Genomic DNA, 20,152 nt, shown 5'->3' on the forward strand with positions numbered 1-20,152 from the left:
CGGCTGCGGGTGGCGGCTGGCGGCTGGCGGCCGTGCACTGCGGCGGCCGGTTGCGATGGGCCGGTGGGCGGCAACGGGTTGCCGGGATACCGCCGGTTGCCGCGGGCAGCGAGCGGTAGCCGGGCGCGGCAGGCAGCGGGTTGCAGCCGGGCGCAACGGGTTGCGGTACTGGGCGGCCGGTTGCGACGGGCGGCGGCCGGTCGCGGCAGGCAGCGGGTTGGCGGCAGCGGCCGTGATCGTCGCCTGGGTACCTGTGGGCGTGCGGGAGCCGCCCGGGCGTTCCGAGAGGCTGATCTTCCGAGCACCCGACCGGTCGGCCGGTCGACGATCACCGTTTCGGACCGGCGGCGCGTCCTGACCCGCCTGCGGGTTCCACGACACCGATCACCGATCGCCCGGCACCGCCCGGCAGACCCGGCACCTCCCAGCTGCCGTCGCCTACCCGGCCGCGGTCCTCCCCCTGCCCGTGATCGACGGTATGGAACCCTCAGCCGTGCCAGGGCGCGCACGCCGTTCCACGCCGACGATCATCAGGAGCGGGGCCGGGCACCTGCAGCCAGGGTGCCCGATGAGCGGGCCGCACCGCCACGACACTCCGCACACCACCGTCGCCACCGCACCGGCCGCACACCGCTGTGCCGGCGCCACAACCGGTGTGCCGACCACGGCCGGGCGCGGGTCGGGGCGACGGGGGGCCGCAGCCGGACCTCCGCTCCGACCGCCCACCCCGGCCGGCGGACCCGGCACCACGCGGCCGACCGCCCCTTCCGGCCCGGCAGAACCGACTCCACACAGCCGACCGCCCACCCCGGCCCGGTGGACCGAGCGCCGCGGCCTGTCGCCCGCCCGGCCGCCCAGGAACCCGCCGCCGACCACCCGACCGTCCTCAGGTCCCGGCCGGGCCCGTGACGGCCGCCAGCACCTCGTCGTAGGCCTGCTCCGCGAGCGCCGCCATCTCGGCGTCGGTGCGGTCCTGGATGGGATGCGGGACGAACACCGCCGGCACCGAGGCGTACCCCAGCGCCGCGGCCTGGGCCGCGCTCGCGTCGACGAACTCGGTGGAGGCCAGGAAGGCGGCCACCACGCCCTGGGCCTCCAGGGCGACGAAGTCGTGCACACTGCACGACGTGCACGAGCCTCAATCGGCGAGTGCGGAGATCACCACGTCGCACTCGGCGGCGATCTCGCGGCGCAGGTCCGGGGGCAGGGGCTTGGCGAAGGTCGGCTTCGCGTAGCGGCGCACCGCCACCCCGCGGGCGGCGAGCAGCGCCTCCAGCCGGTCGAGCAGGACGTCGCCGCGTGCCTTGGAGATGTCGAGCAGGCCGACGCGCGCCCCGTCGAGGGTCGACGGGCGGGGGATCGCCACCCGGTGCGCCGGAGTCCTCTCGTCCGTGGGGTCGAGAACGATCATCTGGTCACCTCTCTCGTCACGGGTGTCGAGCCGCCCGGCCCGCCCACCCAGCCACCGATCACCATGGAGAACATCCCGGCGCCGCCGCCGGCGTGCACGATCATCAGCCCGCCTGGTCGGAACTTCGGCACCGCAGCGGTGGCCCTCGCCGCGGGCAGGCCCTCGTCGATCCCGCCGGCCCCGCGCACGATCTCGGCCGGGTCCAGCAGCAGCGCCTCGCCGAGCGCGTCGGCGAGGTCCGCGCGCGACCAGCCGGCGTCGGCGAACACGCGCGCGTGTTCCGGGCAGACGACGAGCGTGGCGTCGAACCCGAGCGGCAGCTTCGGGTGCGCCACCGTGCGCAGGCCGGCGGCCAGCGAGCGGGCGAGCGAGTCGGGCGTCCGCGAGATCTGGTCGGCGATCCCGCGCGGCCCCTCCGCGGCGAAGACGGTGACGGCCGAGGTCCCGGGCGCCACGCCGCGCGACACCGACAGCGGCTCCCACGGCGAGCCGTCCTCGTCCTCGGCGAAGCAGAAGCCGAGCTTGCCGGGGTGCCCCGTCGTGGCGCGGTCGACCCCGCCGGGCCGCCCGCCGCCGACGTTGCGGATCACCAGCTGCAGCGCGCGGCCGATCGTGGCGTTCGCTCGGTTGCCCTGGCCCAGCGCGTTGCCACCGGAGTTCATGCCGATCTCGCGGGCCACCGGACCGTTGACGACGACCGCGGGCCCCGCACCCCAGGTCGTGGCCAGCAGCCCGTGCGCGTTGAACTCGTCGGTGCACGCGGCCTCGACGGCGGCGAGCACGACCGGCAGGTACTCGGGGCGGCAGCCCGCCAGCACCGCGTTGATCGCGACCTTCTCGACGGTGGCGGGCACCAGGTTCGGCGGCACGACCGCCACCACCTCGTCCGGCGGCCGTGTGGTGCCCTCCAGCATCCGCAGCACGCGGACCTGTGTCGGCGCGACGACCGGCAGCCCGTCGGACCAGCCCCGGTCGAACAGGGCCTCGGCCTCGTCCTCCAGCGCGGTCAGCTCGACGGTCCGGGAGCCCAGCGTGGCGCCGCGTTCACGGACGAGGCGTGTGTCGGCGAACTCCGGGTCGGCGGTGCGGGAGCCGCATCCGGGGCGGTGGTCGGGCAGCCCGGCCCCCAGATCGCCGAGGCCGGTCAGCTCCTCCCACGCCGAGCGCAGCCAGCCCTCGGTGCGGGCCACCTCGGCGCCGTCCGCGATGCGCACCAGCGTGGGCACGGTGTCGATGCCCAGCGCCATGCTGACCTCGAGCGCGCTGTCGTCGCGGGCGCCGGGTGGGAACCCCGGGTCGTCCTGGGAGTAGACGACGAGCCCGGGCACCTGCGCGAGCACGGGCTCGACCATGACGCACGTCGGGCAATCACGCTTGACCACGGCGACGACGCCGTCGGGAGGAAGATCCGGCACGAGCCGATCCTAGGCGGGTACGGTCGGTCCAGGCGCGGCAGAGCGAGGAGGAGCCAGGTTGTTCCGGTGGTCCGACCGCACCTCCGAGCACGCCCCCGACGAGCGCGCGCTCGACGCCCGCAACGCCGCCACGCAGTCCTTCCTCGCCCTCGACGACGAGCAGCGCGCCGCGGCCGCGGCCGTCGACGCCGCCGACGAGCTGGGCACCGGGCGACGCCTCGGTGAGGCCTGGACGCAGATCGCGGTGCTCGGCGACCACGCGACGGAGGCCTACCTGGCCGCCACCACCGACACCCCGCCCGGGCGCAGCACCCGCGGTGCCGACGAGCGGGCCACCGCCGAGATCGAGAAGGCCCGCGAGGCCATTCGCCGGTTCCGCACCTCGCACGCCCGCGCCCTCGACGAGGCCGAGCTGGTCATCGGCGGAATGCCCCGGGCGATGCAGGAGGCGCGCGAGGCGCTGGTCGCCGCGCGCGACGCCGTCGCACAGGGTGAGGAGGCCGGGGTGCGGTCGCGGCGGGCCACCGAGCGGCTGGCCGAGGCCGAGCGGGCCGCCGCGCTGCTCGGCTCCCCCGGCCTGCGCGAACGCCGCGCCGCGATCCAGCGCACGCTCGATCTCTCGCGCGACGCCCGCACGCTGGCCGCCGAGGCCCCGCGCACCGCCGAGCAGGTGCGCACGGCGCTGGCCAGCGTGCGCACCCGCCGCTCCGCCGCCGACGCCAAGGTCGAGCGCATCGAGCCGGCCCTGTCGGCGTTGCGCCGCGAGTTCTCCGAGCCCTGCTCCCGTGACCTGGAGGACGCCGCCGAGCGCGCCCGCACCGCGCTGGCCGCCACGGACGCCGCCGTCGAGCGGGCCCGGACCCTGGCCGAGGCCGGCGACTGGGACGACGCCGCCGACCAGGTCGCCGCCGCCCGCGCCGGGCTGGGCCGGGCCGAGGAGCGGGCCGACGCCGTGACCGCGCGGCTCACCGAGCTGCGCGAGGTCCGCGCCGACCCGGCGAAGCAGGCCGCCGATGCCCGGTTCGTGCTGCGGGACGCGCAGCGGCTGGTGGTCGACCGCGGGCTGGTCACGGAGCACGGCCCGGTGCTCGACGCGCAGTCGGTGCGGCTGGAGAACGCCCAGGAGCGCCTCGGTGGCACCCATCCGGACTACTGGTTCTACCTGACCGAGCTGCGCGGGGTACGTGACCGCGCCCGCGAGGTCGTCGCCCGGGTGCGCGGCATCTAGTGTCCCCCGCCGGAAGTTCGTTGCGTATATCGGTGGATGCAGGTTTCCGCTGGCCGGGTCGTCGGATGGCCCTCGTACCGGGCGTACTCGGGCCGTCCGGCGGCCTGGTCAGCGGGGAGCTGGGCCGCCGAGATATGCGGTGAACTTCCGGCGGGGGACACTAGCCCGGCCTACACCGTCAGGACCAGCTTGCCGGAGGTGCGTCCCAGCTCGCCCGCCCGGTGCGCGTGCGACGCCCGCTCCAGCGGGAACGTCTCGGCGACGACCACCCGCAGGTGTCTCCCGTCGACCAGCCCGGCGAGCTCGTCGAGCCCGTCGCCGTCGGGTTCGACGAGCATCCCGGTGGCGCGCAGACCGCGCGCGCGGGCCGCCGCCATCGCGTCGGCCGCCGCGGCGGACGGGAGGCAGATCATGATGCCGTCGGGCGCGAGGACGTCCAGCGACCGCAGCGCCACGTCGCCGCCGATCAGGTCGTAGACGACGTCGACGGGTTCGAGGACCTTCTCGAACGCCTCGCGGCGGTAGTCGATGGCCTCGTCGATGCCCAGGTCGTGCAGCAGGTCGTGCTTGGCCGAGGACGCCGTGCCGATCACGTAGGCGCCGCGGGACTTCGCGATCTGCACGGCCAGGTGCCCGACGCCGCCCGCCGCGGCGTGCACGAGCACCCGCTGGCCCGGCGCGACGTCGGCGATGTCGACCAGGCACTGCCACGCGGTGAGCCCGGCCAGCGGCAGCGCCGCGGCGGCCACCTCCCCGAGCCCGGCGGGCCGGTGCGCGAAGTGGCGCGAGGGTGCCGTCACGAACTCGGCGTAGGCCGCGGCCTGGCGGGGGAACCAGGGCATCCCGAACACGGTGTCACCGACCGCGAACCGGGTCACGCCGGCACCGACGGCGTCCACGGTGCCCGCGACATCCCAGCCGACGGTGAACGGGGGCGGCCCGAGCACCGCGGCCATCCCGGAGCCCGCGCGGGTCTTCCAGTCGATCGGGTTGACCCCGGCCGCGGCGACGCGCACCCGGACCTCGGTGGGCAGCGGTTCGGGCACCGGCGCCGAGCCGAGCTGCAGGACCTCGGGCCCGCCGGTCGTCTGCTGCGTGATCACGCGCATCGTCTCCACGCGGGATGCCTACCAGTCGGGTCGGTGTCCCGTCCGGCGGACGGCCTACCGCGGCGGCGGGTGGTCGATGACCGTCGGCGACGTCCGCTCCCACGCGAGGAAGCGGTCGGTGTCGGCCAGCACGGCACCGCCGAGCCAGAGCGCGACGACCGCGTCGTCGCCGAGCCCGAGCAGCCCCAGGAACATCTCGGGGACCAGGTCCACCGGGGACACCAGGTAGGCCACCGCGAGCAGGAGCAGCGCGATGCGACCGCGCCCGAGGTCCGGGTAGCGACCGGACACCCCGGCCGCGATCATCCGAGGAAGGGCGCGTAGCTGATCGCCGACCCCGGGCGCGCCGGGTCGCCTGGTCTGGGTGAGGGTCCGCCACAACGCGTGGAACGCAGCGATGCGACGGGGTCCGAAGGTGGCCACGCCAGGCACAACGCCGACGGCCCCGCCCACGTTCCCCACACGTCCACCCGGCTATCCTCGGCGGATCATGAGGTTCGTCCCGGCAGGCGTGCTCGCGGGAGCGTTGCTGCTCGCGCTCGGCGGATGCGGCGGCTCGGTCGCCGATCGCGACCGCCCCTCCCCCACGCGACAGCAGCCGTCCACGGCATCGCCGTTCTGCGCCGCCGTGCAGGCCGGCAACGCGGCCGCGGCACCCCTGGGCGCCCGCGGCGGCATCGTGCCCGAGGAGCTGTCCAACACCGTCGAGGCGGTGCGGCGCAGCAACGTCACGCTCCTCAACACCGCGCCTCCGGAGATCCGCAACGACGTGGACACCTACGTCCGCATCGTCGACCTGCAGCTCGACGCGTTGCTGGCCAGCGGCGGCGACGCCGCGACGCTGCAGGACGACCCGGCGCTCGAGGCCCAGATCAACGCGCCGGATGCCGTCGCCGCCAACGAGCGCGTGCGCGACTACGTGACGCAGAACTGCTCGGCCGCCGCCGGGTAGGACACACCTGCGCCCGGCCCTCGCAGCTCGCCGACCGGCTTCCGGGCCGCCCCGGGCCGTGGAGGGGCCACCGGATGCGGTGCGCCACCGCGGGGCTGCGCCGCGAGTGCCGGGTGCAGGCCGGACCGTGCCTGCCCCTCCCGGCCCGTGCCAGGGTGACCGCGTGGAGCACAGCGTGGCGCGGCAGATCCTGGACACGGCGACCGCGGGCGGGGCCGGGCGGGTGTTCGGGCTGCCCGGCGTGCACAACCTCGCGTTCTGGCGGGGCGCCCCGGCGCCGGTGGTGGTGCGGCACGAGCAGGCCGCCGTGTACGCCGCCGACGGGTGGGCGCGCGCGACCGGCGGGCTGGGCGCGGCCGTGGTCACCACCGGTCCGGGCGCGGCCAACGCCGTCGCGGCGTTCGGGGAGGCCGCGGCCGCCCGGTCCCCGGTGCTGCTCGTGGCCTCGGAGATCCCGCAGGTGCTGCGGCGGCCCGGCCGGGTGCGGGGGGTGCTGCACGAGTCGCGTGACCAGGCGGCCCTGTTCGCTCCGCTGGCGAAGGCGGTGTTCACGCCGCGGACACCCGCCGAGGTGGCCGCCGCGGTGCCCGTCGCCGTCGACACCGCGCTCGCGCACCCGCGCGGGCCCGTGTACGTCGACGTTCCGGCCGATGTGCTCGCCCGCCCGGCGGCCCCGGCCCCCGCCCGCACGCCGCGGCCCACCGTGCCCGGCGACCCGACCGCCGCCGCCGCGATCCTCGAGGGCGCCCGGGTGGTGCTCTGGGCGGGCGGTGACGCGCTCGACGTCGCCGACGAGGTGGGCGCGCTGGCCATGCACCTCGGCGCGCCGGTCGTGGCGAGCTTCCGCGGTCGCGGCGTGCCCCCGGCCGGGCATCCCGCCGCGGTGGGCGTCCCCCCGCACGAGCCCGAGGCCGCGGAGCTGATCGGGTCCGCGGACGTGCTGCTCGTCGTCGGTGGGGACCTCGACGGCATGAACACCCGCAACTGGACGATGCCCCGACCGCCACGACTCGTCGTCCTCGACGCCGCCGCGCCCGCCGACCCGCCGGAGTGGGGGGCGGACGCCACCGTCACCGGCCCGCTGGACGCCACGATCGCGGCGCTGCGCGGCCTGCTGCCGTCGCGTGAGCCCTGGGCGCCCGCCGGGCTGCGCGAGAACGTGCTGTCACGGCTGCGCGCCGACCCGGCCACCGCCGAGGCCACCGCACTGCTCGACGCCGTCGAGAGCGCCCGGACCGTGGACACCGTCCTGGTCTGCGACATGGCCGTCGCCGGGTACTGGGTCGGCGGGTACGCGGCCGCGCCCGCCCCGCGCCGCCTCGCCTACCCCGTCGGCTGGGGCACGCTCGGCTTCGGGCTGCCCGCGGCGCTGGGGGCGGCGGCCGCGGGGCACCCGGTGATCGCGGTGTGCGGCGACGGCGGGCTGATGATGGCGCTGGGCGAGCTGGCCACGCTCGTGCAGGAGCGGCTGCCGGTCACCGTGCTCGTCGTCGACGACGGGGGCTACGGGATGCTGCGCTACGACCAGGAGCGGGCGGGGGAACCGGCGTCCGGTGTCGACCTCGTGACCCCCGACTTCGTCGCGCTCGCCGCCTCCTTCGGGCTGGCGGCGACCGCGGTCGGCTCGGTCGCGGAGCTCGCCGCCCCGCTGGCCGCGGCCGTCGGCAGCCGGGCGCCGCACCTCGTGCACGTACCCGCCCGCCTGACGCCGCCGCGGACGACCTCCCCCCGCTGGCACGAGTAGCCGCGCCGCCGCGGCGCGCGGCGGACCGTGCCGGGCGGACGCCCCGGGACCGACCACGGCGTCCGCCCACTCGGCAACGACGTCTCACCCGGCGGTGATCGCCGGCCGGGAACGCGGAGCCGGTTCGGGCGCACCCGCCGGTTCCGAGACGGTGATCACCGCGGTCGTCGACCCGTCGCCGCCCGTGATCGGCGTCCGGGGACAACGAGCGGCCGGCGGCACGGGTGCGGGTGCCGGTTCGGCATCCGCACCCGTGCGGGTGCCGAACCGGCGATCTCGGCGGGTCGGCCCGGCGAGCGAGGTCGGCAGGCCGATCACGGGCGGCAACCGGTCACGGGGGCGGCGGGCCGCTCCGCCAGGCCGCATCCGGCGGGCCGGGCGGCTGCGACAGGTCGCATCTCGGCATGATCGACGTCCGGGAACCCGCAACGGGTGTCGGCACGCCCGCCCGTTCCGAGCGGGCGATCACCACCGGCCCCCGGCCGGCCCACCCCCCGAGATCGGCGTCCGGGAACCGGCAACCGGCACCGGCACGCCCGCCCGTTCCCAACCGACGATCACCATGGCCACCGGCCCGGCCCCGGCCCCATGATCGCCGTCCGGGAACCCGGAACGGTTCATCACGCGCCCGCCGGTTCCGAACCGATGATCACCACGGCTCGAAGCCGTCCGTGCCCGACACCCCCGATACACGGCACCGGCACACCCACCCGTTCCGAGCAGATGATCACTGGGGCGGGCGTCGGCCGGCTCCCGTCAGTCGCACACCAGGCAGCTCCGGAACGCGATGTGATGCAGGACACCTCGCTAGGCGACTGTTACCGATATATCGTGATGCCATACGAGCTACTCAGTGCTATCGGAGCAGGAGGCTCGCGACGTACGAGGGGACAGCGCAGATGAACAGCCCACGACAGTTCCGGTTCCGGGGAGGCCCCCGGCACCCGCGGTTCGACGCACCCGACATGCCCGGCATGCCACCTCACCCCGGTCCGGCGGACGGCGAGGACGCCGGACCCCACCGTCACGGCGGCCCCCGCGGCCGACGACCCGGCGGCCCACGATTCGGTCCGGGCTTCGGTCCGGGCGGCCCGCGCAGCGGCCCCTTCCCCGGCGGCCCCTTCCCCGGTGGCCGCGGCTTCCCGGGCAGGCGGCGGCGCACCTCGCGCGGCGACATCCGCACCGCGGTGCTCGCCCTGTTGGCCGAGCAGCCCCGTCACGGCTACGACATCATCCAGGAGATCGCCGAGCGGTCGGGCGGCCACTGGCGGCCCAGCCCGGGATCGGTCTACCCCACGATCTCCCAGCTGGAGGACGAGGGCCTGGCACTGGTCGAGAAGTCCGACGGCCGCCGGGTCGTCTCCCTCACCGACGCCGGTACCGCCTACGTCACCGAGCACCGCGCGGAGCTCGACGCGGTCTGGGAGGCGCTGGGCCGGGACGCCGACAGCGAGGCGGGCGAGCTGTGGGACCAGCTGGGCCAGCTGCACGCGGCCGCGCAGCAGGTGCTGGGTGCCGGCACACCGGAGCAGATCACCGCGGCCACCGCGGCCCTGACCGAGGCCCGCAAGACGATCTACCGGCTGCTCGCGGAGTAGGCCGGTGGGTGTGTGGCGGTGCCGGAGCACCGCCACGCACTCCCGACCGGTCAGCAGTCGCGCAGCTCCGGGCTCTGGTTCAGGACCTGGCCGCGCGGCGAGATGAACTCGCGGTAGATCGGCGAGTCGACGGCGGCCGGGGCGAACGCGGCCACCCGGTGGCAGTTCTGGAACGCCAGCACGACACCGAAGTGCCGCTCCAGCGCACCGCGGATGGCGTTGCTGGCCAGTGCGCGCAGCAGCTCGCCACGCTCGCGCTCCGAGGGCGGGGGCACCTCGTGCTCGCCGAACGGGGCGTCCGGGCGGGCGGCGCGGTCGTCGGCCGCGGCGGAGACCACCTCCCACGCGTAGGGCAGCGAGTCGCGGACGACGGCGACGAACTGGGCGTCGTCCAGCTCGCCCCGCGCGGCGGCGGACAGGACCTGGGTGGGGACGTCGAGAGACACGTGACTCCTCTAGTGGGTGGTGGTGACGGGCCCGGGCCGGAAGTCCGGGTCGATCTGGGCGGCGAGGTCGGTGCCGGCGCTGCGGTTGCCCCACGCCTGCGCGTTGCGCAGGTGGAACGCGACGGTGCCGCGGTGGTAGGCCGCCCAGTCCCGTTCCTGCTCGTCGAGTGCGGCACGCACCGCGTCGAGCGTGGCGAGGTTCGCGGGCTCGAGCTGCGCGACCGGCGCCACGGCCCCGCGCTCGGCCGCCCGCACCCACCCCGACTGGCCGAACCAGCCCAGCAGCGCGTCCCCGACCTCCCCCCGCAGGTAGGCGACGTCCTCGGCGTCGACCACCTTGTTGCCCAGCACCCGCAGCGCCACCCCGTGCCCGGCCGCGTGCTCGGCGTACTGGCGGTACACCCCGACCCCGCGCCGGGTCGGCTCGCTGACCAGCACCGTCAGGTCGAAGCGGGTGAACAGGCCGGAGGCGAACGCGTCCGCGCCCGCGGTCATGTCGACGACGACGTACTCGCCGGGACCGTCGAGCAGGTGGTTGAGGTAGAGCTCCACGGCGCCGGTCTTGGAGTGGTAGCACGACACGCCGATGTCGGCCTCGTCGAACTCGCCGGTGACCAGGTGCCGTACCCCGGCCACGTCGACGGAGCAGCGGCGCAGCAGCTCGCCGGCCGGATCGAGATCGAGCAGGCGCGACCCGGGACCGGGTGGCGTCGTCTTGATCATCACGTCGGCGGACGGGATGCGCGGGTTGGTGCCGCGCAGGTGGTCCTTGAGCCACGCGAGGTCGCTGCCGAGCGCGCGGGGAGGCGGGCCGTCGTGACCGAGGGCCTGGCCGAGGTGCTGGTTGATGTCGGCGTCGACGGCGAGCACCGGATGGCCCAGTTCGGCCAGGTAGCGGCTGAACACCGCCGCCGCCGTCGTCTTCCCGCTGCCGCCCTTGCCGACGAACGCGATGCGCACCCGGCCTCCCCTCCGCCGTCCGTGATGGTCCCGCAAATGATAAGCGTTGTCACCATCGGGTGATCGACTCGGGCCGCCGCACCGGCTCGCACGCACACCCCGACTCGCGCGCACGCACACCCCGACTCGCGCGCACGCAGACCCCGACTCGCGGGTAGTGATCGGGCGGGTCAGCGGCGGCGGCGGGCCAGGACCTCGCGCAGGGGCGGGACCACCACGCCCTCCGTGGCGAGCTTGCGGCGGGCCCGCCTGCGGGCGACGAGCACCGCGACCAGCGCGAAGCCCCAGACGGCGTACTGCACCGTCCACGCGACCCGGAACGCCTCGGGGGTGTAGCCGCCCGCGCTCAGCCCCAGCACGACGCCGACGGCGAAGGCGACGAGGAGCGAGGCCACGAACCCGCCGATGTTGACGATCCCGACCGCGGTGCCCTGGCGGTTGCGGGGGTTGAACGTGCGGGCGTAGTCGAACCCGACCAGCGAGCCGGGACCGCCGAGCGCCAGCACCACCATCAACGCGACGAGCATCCAGCGCGGCGCGGGCGGGGGCACCGCGAGCACGGCGGTCCAGGCACCGGCGGTCACCACGATGACCGCGAGCACCAGCCACGACCGGCGCAGCGGGTGTCGCGCGGTGAACTCCCCGAACAGGGGGCCCGCGACGATCCCCACGCCGACCAGGATCGTGAGCAGCGCGCTCGCCTCACCCGAGCTGAATCCCTGCCCCGCGACCAGGTACGGCACGCCCCAGAGCAGCGCGAACACGGTGCCGGAGAACTGGGTGCCCATGTGTGTCCAGAGCCCCAGGCGGGTGCCCGGCTCCCGCCACGCCGCCGCGACGCCGGCGAGCACCTCGCGCGGCGCCGGCGCGGGCGGTGGGACGGGTGCGCCCGGCGGGCGGTCGCGTACGACGGCCAGCACGGCCACGGCCACGAACACGCCCAGCGCGGCCGCCGACAGGAACGCCGGGGTCCAGCCCGGCCCGTAGAGCAGCGCGGCGAGCGGCAGCGCGGACAGGACCTGCCCGAGCTGGCCGAGCAGCCCGGTGAGCTGGGTCAGCACCGGAACCCGGCGGGGCGGGAACCAGGCGTTGACCACCGACAGCACGCTGATGAACGTCAGCGCGTCGCCGGTGCCGACGAGCACGCGGGCCGCGATGGCCAGCGGCAGCCCGGTGGCGAGGGCCAGCATCAGCTGCCCGGCGGCCATCGTGAGCGCCCCGACGACCACGAGCCGCCGGGCGCCGAAGCGGTCGAGCAGCGCGCCGACCGGGATCTGCAGGCTCGCGTAGACGAGCAGTTGCAGCACGACGAATCCGGACAGCACGGCCGGTGCGGCGCCGAACCGGTCCGCCGCCTCGAGCCCGGCCACGCCGAACGAGGTGCGGTGCATGACGCCGACGAGGTAGGCCGACAGCGCCACGATCCAGACGGCCCACGTGCGGAAGGTGGGCCGGGCCGGAACGGGCCGTGGCACTGAGCTCTGCTGGTCCATGTCCTACCCATGGTGCGCGTCCCGGGCCCGGGACGGGATGCTGTGCGGGGAGATTCACGTTGTGCCGATAGCGGGCGGGCGCTTCGCCCGTCGGAAGGTGCCCGTCGGAAGGTGGAGGTGCGCGGTGCAGGAACCGGCCGAGCTGTACGAGATCGTGGACGACGCCCCGGACCTGGACGAGCCGGTGCTGCTCGTGGCCCTGGAGGGTTTCGTCGACGCCGGCAACGCCGCGCGGCTGGCCCTGGAGGCGCTGGAGACCAGCGGCAGCGAGTCGCGGCCGGTGGCGCGCTTCGACGTCGACCAGCTGGTGGACTACCGGTCGCGGCGTCCCCCGCTACGGTTCGAGTCCGACCGCTGGGCCGCCTACCACGGCCCTGAGCTGGACATCGTGGCGCTCACCGACACCGGCGACACGCCGTTCCTGCTGCTGTCCGGGCCCGAGCCGGACACCCAGTGGGAGCGCTTCTGCGCGGCCGTCGAGCAGCTGGTGGAGCGGCTCGGGGTGCGGCTGGTCATCAACATGACGGCGATCCCGATGGCCGTGCCGCACACCCGTCCGATCGGGGTCACGGTGCACGGCACGCGTCCGGAGCTGACCGAGGGCCACGAGGCGTGGTTCACCACCGCCGAGGTGCCCGGGAGCGCGGTGGCACTGATGGAGTTCCGGCTCGGTGCGGCCGGGCACGACGCGATGGGGTTCGCGGTGCACGTGCCGCACTACCTGGCGCGCGCGGAGTACCCGCAGGCCGCGCGGGTGCTGCTGGACCACGTCGGGCTCGCGGCCGGGCTCTACCTGCCCACCGAGTCGCTGTCGCAGGCCGCGGTGCGCTCGGAGGCCGAGATCGCCGAGCAGGTGGCGGGCTCGGAGGAGGTCACCCAGGTGGTGGAGGCGCTGGAGCGGCAGTACGACACGGTGTCCAGCGGCCGCGGCGAGCGCTCCGGCATGGGCCTGTCCGGCGAGCTGCCCAGCGCCGACGAGCTGGGTGCCGAGGTGGAGAAGTTCCTCGCCGCCCAGGACGACGACACGGGCGACGACCCGATGGGCCCCGGCCCCGCGACCCCCGCCTGACCCCGACTCGCACGCACGCACACCCCGACTCGCGCGCACGCACACCCCGACTCGCGCAACCACCTCGCGAGTCGGGGTGTGCGTGCGGTCGTGTCGCGCTGTGCGTGCGGTCGTCGTGCGGTCGCTGGCGGCGCCGCCCGCCCGGTCAGGACGCGACGTCGAGGGCCGCGGCCACCAGGCTGTCGGTGTCCAGGCCGTGGTGGCGGAACACCGACTCCAGGTCCCCGGACTGGCCGAAGCGCGACACGCCCAGGTGCACGGCCGGGACGCGGTTGATCCCGGCCAGGAACGCCAGGGTGTGCGGGTGGCCGTCCAGGACCGTCACCATCGGGGCGGCACGGCGGGCGGGGAAGGCGCCGTCGAGGATCCACGTCTCCGCGTCACCGCGGCCTGCGCGGGCCTGCACGGCGTCGAACACCAGCCCGGCGCTGGTCACGCACACGACGTCGCACGGGTGCCCCAGCGCATCGAGCCGCTGCGCCGCGGCCAGGGCCTCGGGCACGACGGCGCCCATCGCGGCGATCGTCACGGCGGGGCGCTCCACCTGCCGGATCGGGTACGCCCCCGCCACCACCTGGCGACGGCGACGCTCCCGGGCGGCCGGGTCCTCGGGCACCGCGGCGAGGGTCTGGTCCACCGGCCGCGTGGACAGCCGCAGGTACGCCGACCGCCCGCCCGGGCGGCCCAGCTGCGCCAGCGACGCGAGCAGCGTCCACTCGACGTCGATCGCGAACGCCGGGTCGTAGCTCGTGCACTCGGGCTGCTCCAGCCCCACCGACGGCGTGGTGATCGACTGGTGGGCCCCGCCCTCGGGCGCCAGCGCCACCCCGGACGGCGTGCCGACCAGGATCGACTGCCCGCCCGCGTAGATCCCGAACGACCACGGCTCCAGCGCGCGCTCCACGAACGGGTCGTACAGCACGCCGATCGGCAGCAGCGGCGTGCCCCAGCGGCTCCAGGTGGCGCCGAACTCGCCCAGCATCCCGACCAGGTTGGTCTCGGCGATGCCCAGTTCCAGGTGCTGACCGCTCGCGCTCTCGCGCCAGTGCAGGATCGTCTCGGGGTCGTCGGCGAACCAGTCGCGGCGGTCCGTGGCCGACCACACCCCCACCTTGTTGACCCAGCCGCCCAGGTTCGTCGACGACGCGACGTCCGGGCACAGGGTCACCACGCGCGCGGCGGCCTCGGGTGCGGCGCGGGTCAGGTCGAGCAGCGCGCGGCCCAGCGCGGCCTGGGTGGTGGCGGTCCCCGCCGGGGTACGGCCGATGTCGGCGGGCAGCGCGGGCACCGCCTCGACGGTGACGGGCTCGCGGGCCAGCCGCGCGGCCACCTCGGCGCACACGGCCGCCGCGGACGAGCCGGCGGGCAGCGGGGTCCACGGCGCGTCCACGTCGGCACCCACCGCGGCGGCCAGCTCGCCGTACTGCTCGTGGGTGAGCAGCGACGAGTGGTTCTGCGGGTGCCCCTCGCTGGCCAGGCCGTGACCCTTGACGGTGTAGGCGAAGACCACCGTGGGCCGGGTGTCGTCGATGGCGGCGAACGCCTCGCGCAGCGCGGCGAGGTCGTGACCGCCGAGGTTGCGGATCGCGGCGTGCAGCGTCTCGTCGTCGAGGGTGCCGATGAGCGCGGCGAGCTTCTCGTCGTCGGCGGGCAGGCGCTCGCGCAGCTGGGCGGGGGTGCAGCGCAGCAGGCGCTGGTACTCCGGGTTCTGCATGTCGTCGATGCGGGTGCGCAGCGCGTCGCCACCGGGACGGGTGAACAGCTCCTCCAGCAGCCGCCCGTACTTGACGGTGAGCACCTGCCAGCCCGCGGCGTCGAACATGCCCTGCAGGCGGGTGGCGCCGATGTTGGGCACGACGCGGTCGAGGCTCTGCCGGTTGAGGTCGACGATCCAGACGATCTCACCGAGCTCGCCGACCATCGGGTCGAGCACGGCCTCCCAGCAGGCGCCCTCGTCCAGCTCCGCGTCGCCGACCAGCGAGTACTGCCGCCCGCCGTGCGGAGCGTCAGCGGAGCGCGCATCGGCGCCGCCCACGGTGTCGTCGTACTTGGCGACGTACCGGCGGGCCAGCGCTCCCCAGATCGGGGCGGTGGCGCCGATGCCGACCGAACCGGTGGAGTAGTCGACGGGATCGGGGTCCTTGGAGCGGCTCGGGTAGCTCTGCAGCCCGCCGAACGCGCGCAGCGTCTCCAGCTTCTCCGCCGGCAGCTCGCCGAGCAGGTGGTTGATCGCGTGCAGCACCGGCGAGGCGTGCGGCTTGACCGACACCCGGTCCTCGCGGCGCAGGTGCTCGAACCACAGCGCCGTCATGATCGTCACCATCGACGCGCTCGACGCCTGGTGCCCGCCGACCTTCAGCCCGCCGGGGTTGGGGCGCACCCGGTTGGCATGGTGCACGATCGAGGTGGCCAGCCACAGCACCCGCTTCTCGATCGTGCGCAGCACGTCGTCGTTCATCGCACCTCCCGTGTCGCCCGCCAACTGCACCACCGCGGACCTGAATGCACAACCGGAACCGCTCTGATCGAGCAGATTGCTTAGCATGCCGGACTTGTCGTGCAGAATGCCCAGCATGGACGCCACCGACGCCCGCCTGCTGCTCGCCCTGGCCGAATCCCCGCGTGCGTCGGTGCTCGCGCTGTCGCAACGCCTCGGGATCTCCCGCAACACCGTGCAGGCCCGGTTGGCCGGGCTGGAGGAGCGCGGCGTGCTCGGATCGTTCGAGCGCCGGATCGACCCGGCGGCGCTGGGCTACCCGCTCACCGCGTTCGTCTCGATGCAGCTGGTGCAGCAGCGCCTCGCCGAGGTGGCCGCCGCGCTGCACCGGGTGCCCGAGGTGGTCGAGGTGCTCGGCCTGTCCGGCGAGGCCGACCTGCTGTGCCAGGTCGTCGCCCGCGACGCCGACGACCTGTACCGCATCGCCGGCCATCTGCTCGCGATCGACGGCGTGGAGCGCACCACGACGTCGCTGGTGATGCGGCGGCTGGTGGGGCACCGCATGGCACCGCTGCTCGAGCGGATCACCGGCCCGGTGCCCGGGGCACCGTCCGGTCCTCGCTCGGGCTGAGCAGTCGGACGGTCACCCACCCGCGTCGCCGGTCCCAGCTGCAGCGCCGCCGCGCCGGTGCAGCGCAGCGACACGGCCCGCTCGGCCGGCACCCCGCCCGGATCGGTCGGCGCGCCCGCGCCGACCCGGAACCGAGAAGCCCCGGGCCGACGCGGTCGCCCTCAGTCGGACGGGACGTGCCGCACGGCGATCTGCGCCGGCCCGGCGGCGTTAGCGGCCCCGCTCACGACGATCTGCAGGACCCCCTCGCGCAGCTCGGCCCCGATGTCGGCCTCCCGCACCCCCTCGGGCAGGGTGATGTCGCGGCGGAACCTGCCGTAGTGCCGCTCCTGGACGTAGAAGTCGTCGTTGGTCTCGTCGCCGTGGTGCCGCTCACCGACGATGGTGAGCGTGCCGTGCGAGAGGGCGACCTCGACGTCCTCGGCGCGGACCCCGGGCACCTCGCAGCGCACGAGCAGGTCCGAGCCCATCGCGAGGATGTCGGTGGTGGGGTTCCACGCGTCGGAGTGCCCCCGCGGAGGCGCGGCGGCGCTGCTGTCGCCGCTGGTCATCCGCTCCGACATCCGGTTCATCTCGCTGATGATGTCGACGACCCCGCGGAACGGGTTGCCGACCTTGCCACGCTTCGCAGGCATCGGTCCTGCCCTCCTAGCTGTCGTGCTTCGTGGCCGCGACGGGCGCGTCGACGTCGGGCGTGACGGGCTCCCCCTCGGTGTTGTCGCGCTCGCGGGCATCCCGCGTCGCCAGCCGCGCGGCGGTGGGCGCGGCGGCGACGGGCTCGGCCGCCAGCGCCTTGTACAGGCCGACGCACATCAGCACGAGCACCACGGCGAAGGGCAGCCCGGCGGTGATGGACGCCGCCTGCAGTGCCTGCAGGGCCGTCGCACCGCCGACCGCCAGCAGCACCGCCGCCACCGCGCCCTCGGTGACCGCCCAGAAGAAGCGCTGCAGCCGGATCGGGTTCGGGTCGCCGCCGTTGGTGAGCATGTCGACGACCAGCGAGCCGGAGTCCGAGGAGGTCGCGAAGAACAGCACCACCACCAGGATCGTGAGCACCGACGCGGCGACCGACAGGATCTCCGGCACCGGCAGCGCCTGCAACAGCAGGAACAGCGACTCCTCTGCGGGCGAGCCGGCGATGTCGGTGACGTCGTTGATCTCGTAGAACATGCCCGACCCGCCGAGCACCGCGAACCAGGTGATCGAGGCCGCGACCGGGGCGATGAGCGCGCCCGCGACGAACTGGCGGATGGTCCGGCCGTAGGAGATGCGGGCGATGAACATGCCGACGAACGGCGCCCACGACATCCACCAGCCCCAGTAGAACAGCGTCCAGCTGGCCTGCCAGGCTGCGGCCTCGGCCTGGGTGTCGGGGTTGAACACCTCGAAGCTGGTGCCGACGAGGTTCTGCAGGTAGTAGCCGGTGTAGTCGGCCAGCCCGGTGAGGATGAACAGCTTCGGGCCGACCAGGAAGATGAACACCATCAGCAGCATGGCCAGACCCAGGTTGAGCACCGAGAGCCTGCGGATGCCCTTGTCGATGCCCAGCATCACCGACACGACCGCGATGGCGGTGATCGCGGCGATGAGGGCGATCTGCACGGTGGTGTTCACCGGCACCCCGAACAGCGTGGACAGGCCCGCGTTGACCTGCTGCGCGCCCAGCCCGAGCGAGGTCGCCAGCCCGAACAGGGTGCCGAACACGGCGAGGACGTCGATCACGTTGCCGCGCCAGCCGAAGGTCTTCTCCTTGAACAGCGGGTAGAACGCCGACGCCGGGCGCAGCGGCAGGCCCTTGCGGAAGGAGAAGTAGCCCATGGCCAGGCCGAGCACGATGTAGATCGCCCAGGGCTGCAGGCCCCAGTGGTAGATCGTGTAGTTCATCGCCTCGGTGGCCCGCTGCTGCGGGTCGGTCGCGGCGATCGGGCTGCCGCTGGAGGGGTCGAGGTAGTAGGCGGGCTCGTAGACGCCGTAGAAGACCAGGCCGATGCCCATGCCCGCGGTGAACAGCATCGCGAACCACGGCACCGTGCTGTACTCCGGGCGGGAGTCGTCGGGTCCCAGGCGCAGTCGCCCGTAGCGGCTGATCATCAGCGCCACGACGAAGACCAGGAAGCCGGTCGCAGCGAGGATGTAGAACCAGCCGAAGTAGGTGGCGATGAAGGCCATCGCGTCGCCGGCGACCTCGTTGGTGGCCTCGGTGAACAGCGAGCCCACCAGCAGGAACGCCACGATCACGACGGCCGAGACCAGGAAGACCGGCGGGTTGGTGTGCGTCCGGATGTAGGTGGCGAGCGGGTTGCCGCCGTTGCGCCCGGGCTCGGTGCGCCCGGGTGGGGCGTCGGTGGACATGTGCAGCACTCCTCGTCCTCGTCGATGGCCCGCCGGCGACCGGCGCGTGGCCGGGACGGTGGGCCGATCTTGGAGTCTAGGTCGAGGACCGGACACCCGCAGTCGCTGAGAGGCGATCGTGACCTCTCAGACCTCCAGCACGACCTTGCCGGTGACGCGCCGGCCGTCGATCCGGGAGAGCGCCTCGCCCGCCCGCTCGAGCGGGAACGACTCGCTGATCAGCGGGTCCAACCGGCCGGCCCGCAGGTGCGGCTCCAGCTCGGCCCACTGCCCGGCGAGGTACCCGGGCCGGCCCAGTGCGTACCCGCCCCAGCCGACGCCCACCACGTCGATGTTGTTGAGCAGCAGGCGGTTGACCTTCACCGTCGGGATGTCGCCCGCCGTGAACCCGATCACCAGCAACCGGCCCTCGGGGCGCAGGCAGCGCAGGGAGTCGGTGAACCGGTCCCCGCCCACCGGGTCGACCACGAGGTCGACGCCGCCGAGCGCCTGCACCGCGTCGCGGAACCCCTCGACCGGCACGGTGTGGGCGGCCCCGGCCGCGCGGGCCACCTCGGCCTTGGCGTCGGTGGACACGACCGCGATCACGGTGGCGCCCTCGGCGGCGGCCAGCTGGACGCACGCCGTGCCGACCCCACCCGCGGCGCCCTGGACCAGCACGGCCTGCCCGGCCCGCAGGTGCCCGCGGCGCAGCAGCGCGAAGTGGGCGGTGAGGTAGTTCATCGGCAGGCAGGCACCCGCGGCGAAGGACACCTCGTCGGGCAGCGGCAGCACGTGCTCGGCCTGCGCGGCCACGACCTCGGCGAACGCCCCGGTCCCGGGGAAGGCCACCACCCGGTCACCCGGATTCACGCCGGCGCCGTCGGGGGCCGCACGCACCACGCCCGCCACCTCGGAGCCCAGCGTGAACGGCGGATCGGGCTTGTACTGGTAGAGCCCCTTGCTCTGCAGGACGTCGGGGAAGTTGACGCCGGCCGCGCGGACGTCGAGGAGCACCTGCTCCGGCGCGCGCACCGGCTCCGGCACGTCCCGCACCTCGACCGCCGCCGGCCCGTCCAGCCGCACCACCTGCACCGCCCGCACGCCCTGCCCCTCTCGTCGCCGACGGCCATCCCACCACAGCGTCGCCGCCGCGGTGTCGGACGCGGGGGCCGGTCCGGCGCCCGGGCGGGTGTGTCCGGTGGCTCGGGCCGGTGCGGGGGCAGGCGGTGCGACCTTCGGGCGGCCCACCCCGTCGACGGGGTGGGCCGCCCGAAGGTCGCACCGCCTGCCCCCGCACCGGCCCGAGCCACCGGACACACCCGCCC

17 protein-coding genes are annotated in these 20,152 nt (G+C 75.0%); 6 read left to right on the plus strand and 11 right to left on the minus strand.

The window, feature by feature from the left end; genetic code table 11:
- Positions 1–886 precede the first annotated feature (886 nt).
- Together Q1K26_RS22060 and Q1K26_RS22065 are read right to left on the minus strand one after the other, a co-directional pair.
- Positions 887–1,411, minus strand: a complete 525-nt coding sequence (locus Q1K26_RS22060; protein ID WP_300016323.1) for a UGSC family (seleno)protein — start codon at positions 1,409–1,411, stop codon at positions 887–889.
- Complete coding sequence (locus Q1K26_RS22065; protein ID WP_300016326.1) at positions 1,408–2,826, minus strand: thioredoxin family protein; 1,419 nt, start codon at positions 2,824–2,826, stop codon at positions 1,408–1,410. Before Q1K26_RS22065 ends, Q1K26_RS22060 begins: the two co-directional genes overlap by 4 nt.
- A gap of 58 nt (positions 2,827–2,884) precedes the next feature.
- On the opposite strand from Q1K26_RS22065, the gene Q1K26_RS22070 reads away from it, so the two are divergent.
- A complete protein-coding gene (locus Q1K26_RS22070) occupies positions 2,885–4,054 on the plus strand; it encodes a hypothetical protein (protein ID WP_300016329.1) in 1,170 nt (389 codons plus the stop codon).
- Between the two features lie 170 nt (positions 4,055–4,224).
- Here Q1K26_RS22070 and Q1K26_RS22075 read toward each other — a convergent pair whose 3' ends face one another.
- Together Q1K26_RS22075 and Q1K26_RS22080 are read right to left on the minus strand one after the other, a co-directional pair.
- On the minus strand, positions 4,225–5,163 hold the full coding sequence (locus tag Q1K26_RS22075; RefSeq protein WP_300016365.1) for an NADP-dependent oxidoreductase: 939 nt from the start codon (positions 5,161–5,163) through the stop codon (positions 4,225–4,227).
- A 54-nt stretch (positions 5,164–5,217) separates the two neighbouring features.
- The gene (locus Q1K26_RS22080; protein WP_300016332.1) at positions 5,218–5,586 is read right to left on the minus strand and encodes a YkvA family protein; all 369 of its coding nucleotides are present in this window, start codon (positions 5,584–5,586) and stop codon (positions 5,218–5,220) included.
- 67 nt (positions 5,587–5,653) lie between these two features.
- Between Q1K26_RS22080 and Q1K26_RS22085 the strand changes: the two genes are divergently transcribed.
- From Q1K26_RS22085 to Q1K26_RS22095, 3 genes are all read left to right on the plus strand, one after another.
- Positions 5,654–6,115 carry a hypothetical protein gene (locus Q1K26_RS22085; RefSeq protein ID WP_300016335.1) on the plus strand — a complete coding sequence of 154 codons (462 nt, stop codon included), beginning with the start codon at positions 5,654–5,656 and terminating at the stop codon, positions 6,113–6,115.
- Positions 6,116–6,278: 163 nt separating this feature from the next.
- Positions 6,279–7,859, plus strand: a complete 1,581-nt coding sequence (locus tag Q1K26_RS22090; RefSeq protein ID WP_300016338.1) for a thiamine pyrophosphate-dependent enzyme — start codon at positions 6,279–6,281, stop codon at positions 7,857–7,859.
- A 1,187-nt stretch (positions 7,860–9,046) separates the two neighbouring features.
- Positions 9,047–9,457 carry a helix-turn-helix transcriptional regulator gene (locus tag Q1K26_RS22095; RefSeq protein ID WP_300016341.1) on the plus strand — a complete coding sequence of 137 codons (411 nt, stop codon included), beginning with the start codon at positions 9,047–9,049 and terminating at the stop codon, positions 9,455–9,457.
- Between the two features lie 50 nt (positions 9,458–9,507).
- Here Q1K26_RS22095 and Q1K26_RS22100 read toward each other — a convergent pair whose 3' ends face one another.
- From Q1K26_RS22100 to Q1K26_RS22110, 3 genes are all read right to left on the minus strand, one after another.
- Complete coding sequence (locus tag Q1K26_RS22100) at positions 9,508–9,903, minus strand: SCO5389 family protein (RefSeq protein WP_300016344.1); 396 nt, start codon at positions 9,901–9,903, stop codon at positions 9,508–9,510.
- 9 nt (positions 9,904–9,912) lie between these two features.
- A complete protein-coding gene (locus Q1K26_RS22105; protein ID WP_300016347.1) occupies positions 9,913–10,863 on the minus strand; it encodes an ATP-binding protein in 951 nt (316 codons plus the stop codon).
- Positions 10,864–11,033: 170 nt separating this feature from the next.
- The gene (locus Q1K26_RS22110) at positions 11,034–12,356 is read right to left on the minus strand and encodes an MFS transporter (protein ID WP_300016350.1); all 1,323 of its coding nucleotides are present in this window, start codon (positions 12,354–12,356) and stop codon (positions 11,034–11,036) included.
- Positions 12,357–12,480: 124 nt separating this feature from the next.
- Here Q1K26_RS22110 and Q1K26_RS22115 point away from each other — a divergent pair, with 124 nt between their 5' ends.
- Positions 12,481–13,425 carry a PAC2 family protein gene (locus Q1K26_RS22115; protein ID WP_300016353.1) on the plus strand — a complete coding sequence of 315 codons (945 nt, stop codon included), beginning with the start codon at positions 12,481–12,483 and terminating at the stop codon, positions 13,423–13,425.
- A 145-nt stretch (positions 13,426–13,570) separates the two neighbouring features.
- On the opposite strand, the gene Q1K26_RS22120 is transcribed toward Q1K26_RS22115, so the two are convergent.
- On the minus strand, positions 13,571–15,883 hold the full coding sequence (locus Q1K26_RS22120) for a pyruvate dehydrogenase (RefSeq protein ID WP_300016356.1): 2,313 nt from the start codon (positions 15,881–15,883) through the stop codon (positions 13,571–13,573).
- 106 nt (positions 15,884–15,989) lie between these two features.
- Between Q1K26_RS22120 and Q1K26_RS22125 the strand changes: the two genes are divergently transcribed.
- A complete protein-coding gene (locus tag Q1K26_RS22125; protein WP_300016368.1) occupies positions 15,990–16,493 on the plus strand; it encodes an Lrp/AsnC family transcriptional regulator in 504 nt (167 codons plus the stop codon).
- Between the two features lie 161 nt (positions 16,494–16,654).
- Here the strand turns inward: Q1K26_RS22125 and Q1K26_RS22130 are convergent, their stop codons facing one another.
- The 3 genes from Q1K26_RS22130 to Q1K26_RS22140 all read right to left on the minus strand — a co-directional run bounded on the left by Q1K26_RS22130 (position 16,655) and on the right by Q1K26_RS22140 (position 19,928).
- Entirely contained in the window at positions 16,655–17,128 is a 474-nt protein-coding gene (locus Q1K26_RS22130; protein WP_300016359.1) for an Hsp20/alpha crystallin family protein, read from the minus strand.
- Between the two features lie 13 nt (positions 17,129–17,141).
- Positions 17,142–18,845 (minus strand): BCCT family transporter, encoded by a 1,704-nt coding sequence (locus Q1K26_RS22135; RefSeq protein WP_300016362.1) that lies wholly within the window; start codon positions 18,843–18,845, stop codon positions 17,142–17,144.
- Positions 18,846–18,971: 126 nt separating this feature from the next.
- A complete protein-coding gene (locus tag Q1K26_RS22140) occupies positions 18,972–19,928 on the minus strand; it encodes an NADPH:quinone oxidoreductase family protein (RefSeq protein ID WP_300016371.1) in 957 nt (318 codons plus the stop codon).
- Positions 19,929–20,152: the final 224 nt, after the last annotated feature.

The organism is Pseudonocardia sp. (assembly GCF_029263155.1).
Classification (GTDB): Bacteria; Actinomycetota; Actinomycetes; order Mycobacteriales; family Pseudonocardiaceae; genus Pseudonocardia.

Excerpts from the sequence above, each read along its gene's own strand:
- Q1K26_RS22075 (WP_300016365.1), bottom strand. The coding sequence starts at position 5,163 with ATGCGCGTGATCACGCAGCAGACGACCGGCGGGCCCGAGGTCCTGCAG.
- Q1K26_RS22085 (WP_300016335.1), top strand. The coding sequence starts at position 5,654 with ATGAGGTTCGTCCCGGCAGGCGTGCTCGCGGGAGCGTTGCTGCTCGCG.
- Q1K26_RS22110 (WP_300016350.1), bottom strand. The coding sequence starts at position 12,356 with ATGGACCAGCAGAGCTCAGTGCCACGGCCCGTTCCGGCCCGGCCCACC.
- Q1K26_RS22120 (WP_300016356.1), bottom strand. The coding sequence starts at position 15,883 with ATGAACGACGACGTGCTGCGCACGATCGAGAAGCGGGTGCTGTGGCTG.
- Q1K26_RS22125 (WP_300016368.1), top strand. The coding sequence starts at position 15,990 with ATGCCCAGCATGGACGCCACCGACGCCCGCCTGCTGCTCGCCCTGGCC.
- Q1K26_RS22130 (WP_300016359.1), bottom strand. The coding sequence starts at position 17,128 with ATGCCTGCGAAGCGTGGCAAGGTCGGCAACCCGTTCCGCGGGGTCGTC.
- Q1K26_RS22135 (WP_300016362.1), bottom strand. The coding sequence starts at position 18,845 with ATGTCCACCGACGCCCCACCCGGGCGCACCGAGCCCGGGCGCAACGGC.